General features: G+C 70.5%; 7 protein-coding genes. 3 read left to right on the top strand and 4 right to left on the bottom strand.

Annotated elements, in window-relative coordinates; translation table 11 throughout:
• Nucleotides 1-112: 112 nt before the first annotated feature.
• The 3 genes from VGJ24_RS19340 to VGJ24_RS19330 are packed head-to-tail and all read left to right on the top strand — an operon-like array spanning nt 113 to nt 3489.
• A complete protein-coding gene (locus VGJ24_RS19340) occupies nt 113-1372 on the top strand; it encodes an aminomethyltransferase family protein (RefSeq protein ID WP_331502280.1) in 1260 nt (419 codons plus the stop codon).
• Nucleotides 1372-2958, top strand: coding sequence for an NAD(P)/FAD-dependent oxidoreductase (locus VGJ24_RS19335; protein WP_331502279.1), 1587 nt, complete (start codon nt 1372-1374; stop codon nt 2956-2958). Before VGJ24_RS19340 ends, VGJ24_RS19335 begins: the two co-directional genes overlap by 1 nt.
• 12 nt (nt 2959-2970) lie before the next feature.
• A complete protein-coding gene (locus tag VGJ24_RS19330) occupies nt 2971-3489 on the top strand; it encodes a glycine cleavage system protein R (protein ID WP_331502278.1) in 519 nt (172 codons plus the stop codon).
• Nucleotides 3490-3495: 6 nt separating this feature from the next.
• On the opposite strand, the gene VGJ24_RS19325 is transcribed toward VGJ24_RS19330, so the two are convergent.
• The 4 genes from VGJ24_RS19325 to VGJ24_RS19310 form a co-directional block, all read right to left on the bottom strand.
• Nucleotides 3496-5025: a hypothetical protein gene (locus VGJ24_RS19325; RefSeq protein ID WP_331502277.1), complete on the bottom strand. Its 1530-nt coding sequence runs from the start codon at nt 5023-5025 to the stop codon at nt 3496-3498.
• Nucleotides 5026-5088: 63 nt separating this feature from the next.
• Nucleotides 5089-6573: a PH domain-containing protein gene (locus tag VGJ24_RS19320; protein WP_331502276.1), complete on the bottom strand. Its 1485-nt coding sequence runs from the start codon at nt 6571-6573 to the stop codon at nt 5089-5091.
• A gap of 3 nt (nt 6574-6576) precedes the next feature.
• Nucleotides 6577-7074: a PH domain-containing protein gene (locus VGJ24_RS19315; protein WP_331502275.1), complete on the bottom strand. Its 498-nt coding sequence runs from the start codon at nt 7072-7074 to the stop codon at nt 6577-6579.
• A complete protein-coding gene (locus tag VGJ24_RS19310) occupies nt 7074-8843 on the bottom strand; it encodes an acetyl/propionyl/methylcrotonyl-CoA carboxylase subunit alpha (RefSeq protein ID WP_414691123.1) in 1770 nt (589 codons plus the stop codon). Before VGJ24_RS19310 ends, VGJ24_RS19315 begins: the two co-directional genes overlap by 1 nt.
• Nucleotides 8844-9040 lie beyond the last annotated feature (197 nt).

Genomic DNA, 9040 nt, shown 5'->3' with positions numbered 1-9040 from the left:
CGACGTCCCGGTGAGCGGCGACACCTTCCGGTCGGTGCTCGGTCTGCGATCCACCTGGTTCACCATCTCGGTCTAGCGGCTGAACGGCGGTTCAGGTTAGGGTGGCGATGCCATGCTGATGAAGACGACGCCCTTCCACCCACGGCTCAACGAGCTCAACCAGACCGGCCTCTACGGCCACTGGTCGGGCTACCTCTCGGCGTTGCGCTACGACCTCGCCGCGAAGCACGAGTACTTCGCGGTCCGCAACTCCGCGGGGTTCTTCGACACCTCGCCGCTGTACAAGTACCGGATCACCGGGCCGGACGCCGAGCGGTTCCTCGCCGGCGTGATGACGCGCGACGTACGACGCTGCCGTCCGGGCCAGGCCATGTACACCGTCTGGTGCGACGACGCCGGCTACGTGCTCGAGGACGGCGTGGTGTTCCGGGAGGCCGAGGACGACTGGCTGCTGACCGCGGCCGACCCGAACATGGGGTATCTCGAGGACCTCGTCGGCCGGCTCCGGGTCTCGATCGAGGACGTCAGCGCCGACTACGGCATGCTCGCGGTCCAGGGTCCGCGCTCACGCGAGATCCTGGCCACCCTCGCGCCGGAGGTGAACGACCTGGCGTTCTTCGGGCTGACCCCCGCCAAGATCGGCGGCGCCCCCGTCACGATCTCGCGCACCGGCTACACCGGCGACCTCGGCTACGAGGTGCGCGTCGAGGCCGACGACGCGCTCGGCGTGCTCGACAAGATCATCCAGGCCGGCGACGGGCAGGGGTTCCGCCCGTTCGGCGAGGACGCGTTGCTGATGCTGCGGATCGAGGCCGGGCTGTCGCTGATCAACGTCGAGTTCTCCTCGGCGCGCTACGCGTTCACCGACGCCGAGCGGTTCACGCCCAAGGAGCTCGGCTTCGGCTGGATGCTCGGCAAGGCCGGCGCCGCGCTCGGCGACGACCGCCCCTTCATCGGACGCCGCGCCATCGAGCGCGAGCTTCGCGACGGCACCTCCCGCTGGGCGACCGTCGGCCTCTGGATCGACTGGGAGGCCTATCGCGATCTCCATCTCGAGCACGGCCTGATCGTGCCCAAGGACGAGAACCCCGTGCCCTGGGAGTCGATGCTGTACGGCGGGCCCGATCGCGACGAGCGCGTCGGCTACGCCACCAGCTTCATGTACAGCCCGGTCCTCCAGCGGCACATCGCGATGGCCCGCGTGCTGCCGGAGTACGCCGCCAAGGGCTCGACCGTGCACCTCGAGATCACCGTGGACCACGAGTACCTCTCCGTGCCGGCGACCACCGACCGGCTGCCGCTCTTCAACCCCGCCCGCAAGACCGGCTCGGCCCGCGAGCTGGCGCCGATCTCGATGCGAATGGAGCAGTGATGACTGCCAACACCTACGACGCGATCGTCGTCGGCGGCGGCCACAACGGCCTGACCAATGCGGCGTACCTCGCCAAGGGCGGGCTGAACGTCCTCGTGCTCGAGCGTCGCGGCTTCGTCGGCGGCGCCGCGATCACCGAGGAGCTCCACCCCGGCTTCTCCTTCACGACGTTCTCCTACGCCCTGAGCCTGCTGCGGCCCGAGATCATCCACGAGCTCGACCTGGTCAAGCACGGCTTCATGCCGCTGCTGATGCCGACGTCGTTCTCCCCGATGGAGAACGGCGACTACCTCCTGATGACCGAGGACGAGCAGTTCAACGACCTCGAGATCGCTCGCCACAGCAAGCGGGACGTCGACGCCTACCACCGGTGGGGTCATGACCTGGACCGGGTGATCCAGCTGGCGAAGCCGATGTTCGACGCCGCGCCGCCGGACATCTTCAGCGACGACCCGGACGACCAGGCCGACGTCGCCTGGATGATGAAGCAGCTGCGTGGCGCGGACAAGAAGACCCTGCACGACCTGGTGCGCTTCCTGACCGGCAGCTGCGCGGACCTGCTCGACGACTACTTCGAGTCCGACATCGTCAAGTCGTCGATCGCCTCGTCGTCGATCATCGGCAACAGGATCGGGCCGATGTCGCCGGGCTCCGGGCTCGTGCTGCTCTACCACCTGATCGGCGAGCAGGACGGCCATCACGGTGTGTGGGGCTTCCACAAGGGCGGCAACGGCGGGTTCACCCAGGTCCTGCAGCGCGCGGGCGAAGCGTACGGCGCGACCGTGAAGGTCGAGTCGCCGGTCGACCACGTGATCACCAAGGACGGCACCGCGACGGGGGTCGTGCTGGCCGACGGCACGGAGTACTCCGCGCCGATCGTGGTCAGCGCGCTCGACCCACGCCGAACCTTCACCGAGCTGGTCGACCCACGCGAGCTCCCCAGCGACCTGAACGACGCGATCAGGCGGTACCGCTTCCAGGGGACGTCGGCCAAGGTGAACTTCGCCCTCGACGACCTCCCGGTCTTCCCGGCGCTCAAGGGCCGGATCGACCAGTTCGGCGGCTTCGTGAACATCGGCGAATCCATCGAGTACCTCGAGCGGGCCTACGACGACGCCAAGTACGGCTGGTACTCCCAGAGGCCGTTCATCGACGGCGCGATCCAGTCCGTGGTCGACCCCGACATGGCGCCCCCGGGCAAGCACGTGATGAGCTGCTTCATCCAGTACGCGCCGTACGAGCTCAAGGGCAGCGACTGGGACACCGAGCGGCAGCCTTTCGGCGACACCGTCCAGGCGGTGCTCGAGGGTCACTTCCCGGGCTTCGGCGAGCTGGTGCTCCACCGCGAGGTCGTCACCCCGCTCGACATCGAGCGGGTGGCCGGGCTGACCGAGGGCAACATCTTCCACGGCGAGTTCCTGGCGCCGCAGATGTTCTTCATGCGGCCGGCTCCCGGCTACGCGCGCTACAACACCCCGATCGACGGCTACTACCAGTGCGGCTCGGGCACCCACCCGGGCGGCTGCGTGAGCGGCGGTCCGGGCAAGCTCGCGGCGATGCGGATCCTGGGCGACCAGAGGCCCTGACCGGCTCCGCCCATGGCCACCTTCACCCTTACCTGCATCGGCGATGACCGGCCGGGGCTGGTCTCTGCCCTCTCGGCACCGATCAGTGCGCACGGCGGAAGCTGGGAGCGGAGCCAGATGGCCCGGTTGGCCGGCAAGTTCGCCGGGGTTCTGCTGGTCGAGGTCGCCGACGAACGGGCCGAGGCGCTGGTCGCGGACCTGACGGCCCTGAAGGACGTCGGCCTCGAGGTGCTGCTCGAGCGGACAGACATGCCGGCCGAGCACCCGTCGCTGCGGCTGAGCCTCGAGCTGCTCGGAGCAGACCACCCCGGCATCGTGGCCGAGATCTCCGCCGCCCTCGCCGCCCAGCGGATCGGCATCGAGGAGCTCAGCACCGATGTCCGCGAAGCGCCGATGGCCGGGGGGATGCTCTTCGAGGCGCGGGCAGTGCTCGAGGCGCCGCCTGCCACCAGCACGGAGCAGCTGCGGACGATGCTCGAGGCACTCGCCGACGAGCTGATGGTCGAGATCAGGTTGTCCGACACCCCGTAGCCGGCCTCACTGGCACTCGGCGCCGAGCTGCTGCATCCGCGTGGCCACGCTCGGGTCGTTCGCTCCGAACGTCGGGTCGTTCAGCTGGGCGACCGTGTAGGTGTCCACCAGCTTCCCGGCCAGGCAGCGGGCCTGGGGGACCGACGCGCCGGAGTGCAGGAGGGTGGCCCCGACCAGGGTGCGCGTGGTGACCAGGTCGACCGCGGGCTGGAAGTCGGTGCTGACCGTGGCTCCGCCCACCCCGGGGTCGCAGGACTGGAAGGTGAGCACCCCGCCGCTGAGACGGACGCTCGCCGGGGATCCGGGGACGGCCGCGATCCACTGCTGGAGCGAGGAGTACATCGCGGACGTGTCCGCGGGTGTGCGGCCCCGGTAGGTCATCCGCGCGCAGGAGCGGCCGGCGGACTGGTAGCCCACGAACGAGTCACCGCCCCAGCCGTCGACGGTGTGCAGCGCTTGCAGTGCCGGGAGCCGAGCCGACAGCATCAGGTACCAGGAGAGTGCGCCGAAGTCGCCGGAGTCGAACTTCTTCTCCCGCTTGCCCAACGTCGGCGCCGGGACGCGGACGGCGCCCGTGTGTCCCTGGATCACCCGGAACGGGTCGACCAGGGCGATGTCGTACGCCGGCGGGTGCCGGAACAGCCGTGCGACGGCCGCGTTGCCGCCGTGCTGGGCGACGGTGCGGACCAGTCCCTCGCCGAGGTCGTACGGCGAGGACTCGAAGGCGATGATGATCTTCGGGATCCGGGCCAGGCCCTGCCGCGCCTGGCCGGCCTCGCGCCGCTGCGCGGCGATCAGCGCCTGTCGCTGCTTGGTTCCGAGAGAGCTGCCGTACGCATGCTCGGTACGCTGCGCGTCGCCCTCGGTGATCGCATGCAGGACCGACTGCTCGTCGTTCTTCGAGTGCTTCTGCTTGGCCAGCGTCTTGAAGAGGGCGCCGACGTGGAAGTACTGGTCCTGCAGGGCGTGAGTGAGCTCGTGGACGAGCGTGGCCCTGATCGAGGGCGTGATGTGGTGGCCACGGATGGTGATCGACCTGGTCTTGAACGAGTAGTACGCGAGCACCGCGGTCCCACTGAAGTCCTGCTCGGCCCGGACGAGGTCGACCTTCCCGCTGAGCAGGCCGAACGCCCGCAGCAGGCCGGTCTGCTGGCGGATCTGCCGGCGGTCCTTCGCGGTGAGCTTGTCCTCGCGGACGAGGGTCTTCCTGAACGCCGCAGGCGCCAGGAACCTCACCGCAACCGGGTGCTTGAAGCTCAGCCCTCGCTGCTTCTCGGCGATCCGGACCTCGGACTTGATCCGTTTGTCCCACTGAGAGGGGTAGTGGTGCTTCGGCGGGGGAGGAGGAGCGCTGGTGCCGTCGCTGCGGCCGTGGACGACGACGAACCCGAGCAACCCGGCCAGGCAGAGCGCCACCGCCGCGGCGAGCAGGACGATCCAGCTCGGGATCTCCGAGGACGACGGACGCGACGGCGGCGGGATCGGCGGTGGGTCGTAGGGCGGTGGTGGCGTGAAAGGGGCCCCGAGCTGACTCATGCCGCGAGGTTAGGTAGCGATCCGGCCCCCTGCGCCGCAAATCCCGCAGGTCTGACCGTTCGGTCACTCCAGGAATGGTCCGAGTAGGCCAGGCGTCGCCGTGGCGGCGAGCGCCGTCGCCGCGGCCTCGTCGAGGTCGAGCACCCGCACATGTTGCCGGCCGCCGGCGGTGGTGGCGACCAGGTCGGTGAGGCCGCCACGACGCTGGAACCACGTCGCGCGGAGGTTCCAGCCGATCACCGACGGGGTGTGCAGCACCTCGCGCCGGCGGTCGAGACTCCCGGAGCGGGCCACGAGGTGCCGGTCGACCAGCGCGTGGCCGAGACCCTGCCACCGGTCGTGCGCCAGGACCGCTCCGACAGCCAGGACGACGGCCGCGATCACCACCAACGCCCAGGAGACGGCGTACGACGTGACCAGCGCCGCCGTGGCGACGATCGCGGCCGGGACCATGGCACGCGTCCAGCGACGTCGCCGAGCGCGCGGACCGTGACCGACCAGGCCGGTGGTCACCGGCCTTGCCGTGCCGAGCACCTCGACGGCGACCCGGTCGACCTCGCCGCGGGGAGCCGGCGGCACCAGGACCGAGCTGCCCTGTTGCTTCTTGTCGAGCCCGGTCACGATCGCCGACAGCCGGGCTCCCCCCGCGAGCCTGAGGCCTAGTGGTTCGCCGATGCTGACGCCGCTGATCCGGGCGTCGTCGAGGCTGGTCTCGCGGGTCGTGAACAGCCCGCGGCGCAGATGCCAGGCCCGGTCCGACCTCGTGTGCGAGAGCTGGAAGCCGAAGTTCGTCAGCAGGTAGCCGATCACCGCGAGCACACAGATGCCGACCAGCACCACCGCGAGCCCGAGCACGATCAGCAGCGCCAGGCCGAGGTGGGCCAGCCCGGAGAGGTCGACCGACGGGGTGAGCTCGAGGGTGTGGATGCTCTGCGCCACGACACCCAGCGCGGCACCGGCGATCACGATGCCGGCGGAGGTGAGCGGGGCGAACCGAACCCACCGGAGGTCGAGGGTGAGCACCACCCGACGGTCGTCGACGGCGGCGGCCGCCTCGGTGTCCCCATCGGCGTCCGCACCGGTGACCGCCGACGGCGTGAGGTGCAGCAGACGCGCGCGGAGCGACGCGGCAGCAGGTGCCGCGATTCCGTCGAGGGCGAGTCGCTCCTCGCTCTTGCCGCCGCTCTGGCCGGTGCCGATCCGGAGGGTGACCAGGCCGAGCGCACGGTGGATCGGGGACGCGGTGAGATCGACGGTGCGGACCCGGTCCAGCGGCGCCGAGACCACTTGCTTGCTCAGCAGCCCGTGCCTGACCTCGATCCGGCTGCTGGTGATCCGGTAGCTGGTGGTCAGGTAGCGGGAGAGCCCCAGCGCGATCGGTATCCCGATGCCGATCAGGCCCCACCAGCCCCCGCTGTCGGAGGACCGGCCGAAGAGCAGGAGGCCGATCACCGCCGGCAGGAACCGGATCAGGTCACGGACGGGGTGGACCAGGAGCATCCGCGAGTCGAGCCGCTGCCACGCGAGAGCACTGTCGAAGGCGTCCATCGGTCAGGTGGCGTCCCCGGGCACGGAGTCGGCGGTCCGGGTGAGCTCCTCGACGATCGCCAGCGCCCGCTGCTGGTCGAGCCCCTCGATGGTGAGCGCGCCGGCCGAGGACGCCGTCGTCACCCGCACCGTGGCCAGGCCGAACAGCCGCGCGATCGCGCCCTCGCGGTGGTCGACGGTCTGCACCCGCGACATCGGTGCGATCCGGCGTTCGCGGGCCCACCAGCCGGTCTGGGTGTAGACGGCGGTCTCGGTCACCTCCCAGCGGTGCACGTGATAGCGCCACTGCGGGACCAGCAGGCCGTACGCCAGGAACAGCACACCGATCGCCACCAGGCTCCACGTCGGCAGGTCGAACCAGTGCCAAGGCCCGGTCGCCAGGACGAGCAGGACCATCGGCGGGACGCAGCGGAGCAGGTCGGTGCACATCCACATCAGCCTCGCCTTGGGGCTGACGCGTTCGCTGGGGGCGCGGAGGCGCACCGTGTCGGGCTCGGCCATCAGTCCTTGAGCTCGCAGATCACCGCGCCGTTGGTGACGGTGACACCCACCTCGGCCTGGAGTCCGGTCACGGTGCCGGCCTTGTGGGCCTTGAGCGGCTGCTCCATCTTCATCGCCTCGAGCACCACGATCACGTCGCCCTCGGCGACCTCCTGGCCCTCGTCGACGGAGACCTTCACGATCGTGCCCTGCATCGGGCTGGTGACGGCGTCGCCGCCCGCGGCCGCCCCGGCCTTCTTGCCGGCGGACCGTTTCGGCTTGTTCGCGCCACCGGCCCGGGCGCCTCCGACGGCGCCCAGGCCGCCTGGGAGGCTCACCTCGAGCCGGCGTCCGCCGACCTCGACGACAACGGTCTGCCGCTCGACGGTGTCGTCGGCCGCGGCGACGTCGCCGTCGTACGGCGTGATCCGGTTGTCGAAGTCGGTCTCGATCCAGGTGGTGTAGACACCGAACGACCACGTGCCGGAGGGGTTGGATGCGCCGACGTACGCCGGGTCGTCGACCACCGCGCGGTGGAACGGGATGACCGTCGGCATGCCGTCGACGACGAACTCCGCCAACGCGCGCCGCGAGCGCTCCAGCGCCTGGGTGCGGTCGCTTCCGGTCACGATCAGCTTGGCGATCAGCGAGTCGAAGGCGCCCGGCACGGTCTCGCCGTTCTCGTAGCCACCGTCGAGACGTACGCCGGGACCCTGCGGCGGGTGCCACGCCGAGAGGGTGCCAGGGGCCGGCATGAAGTTGCGGCCGCCGTCCTCGGCGTTGATCCGGAACTCGATGGAATGGCCGCGGATCTCGGGGTCGGCGTAGCCGAGCTCCTCGCCGGCCGCGATCCGGAACATCTCGCGCACGAGGTCGATCCCGGTGACCTCCTCGGACACGCAGTGCTCGACCTGCAGCCGGGTGTTGACCTCGAGGAAGGAGATGGTGCCGTCCTGGCCCACGAGGAACTCGCAGGTGCCGGCGCCGACGTACCCCGCCTCGTGGAGGATCGCCTTCGACGCCTCGTAGAGGCGGGCCACCTGCTCGTCGGTGAGGAAGGGCGCGGGCGCCTCCTCGACCAGCTTCTGGTGTCGGCGCTGCAACGAACAGTCGCGGGTGGACACCACCACGACATTCCCGTGGGAGTCGGCCAGGCACTGGGTCTCGACGTGGCGTGGGCGGTCGAGGAACTTCTCGACGAAGCACTCGCCGCGGCCGAAGGCCGTCACCGCCTCGCGCACCGCCGACTCGTAGGCCTCGGCGACCTCGGACATCTCGCGGGCGACCTTGAGGCCGCGACCGCCACCGCCGAACGCGGCCTTGATGGCGATCGGCAGGCCGAACTCCCGAGCGAACGCGACCGCCTCGTCGGCGTTGTCGAGCGGGTCCTTGGTGCCGGGCGCGAGTGGTGCGCCGACCTTCTCGGCGATGTGACGGGCCCTGACCTTGTCGCCCAGGCTCTCGATCGCCTCCGGCGGTGGACCGATCCACGTCAGTCCGGCGTCGATCACCGCCTGGGCGAAGGCGGCGTTCTCGGCGAGGAAGCCGTAGCCGGGGTGCACCGAGTCGGCGCCGGACCTCTCCGCGACGGCGATGATCTTGGCGATGTCGAGGTAGGAGTCGGCCGGGGTCGCGCCACCGAGGCTCTGCGCCTCGTCGGCCAACCGCACGAACAGCGCGTCGCGGTCGGGCTCGGCGTACACCGCGACACTGCCGATGCCGGCGTCCTTGCAGGCACGGACCACGCGCACGGCGATCTCGCCGCGGTTGGCGATCAGGACCTTCTGCAGCGGCTTCACGTCGGGCAAGGCGCACTCCTGGGTGTCGGGTCGTCCGCCGAGCACACTATCGCCGCCGGGCGGGGCGGTTTCCGCACCGGGTGTGGTCGGGCCCGAGTGGCAGGTGCGCCACTCGAGCCCGATTCACCTCAGGGGAGCCGTCGGTCAGGTGTGAGCTGCCAGCTGGGCCGCCTGCTTCAGCAGCGCCC

It is taken from the genome of Nocardioides sp. (genome assembly GCF_036493135.1).
GTDB lineage: Bacteria > Actinomycetota > Actinomycetes > Propionibacteriales > Nocardioidaceae > Nocardioides.
Note: the sequence above shows the minus strand (reverse complement) of the source record. Positions and strands in the feature narration are given on the sequence as shown.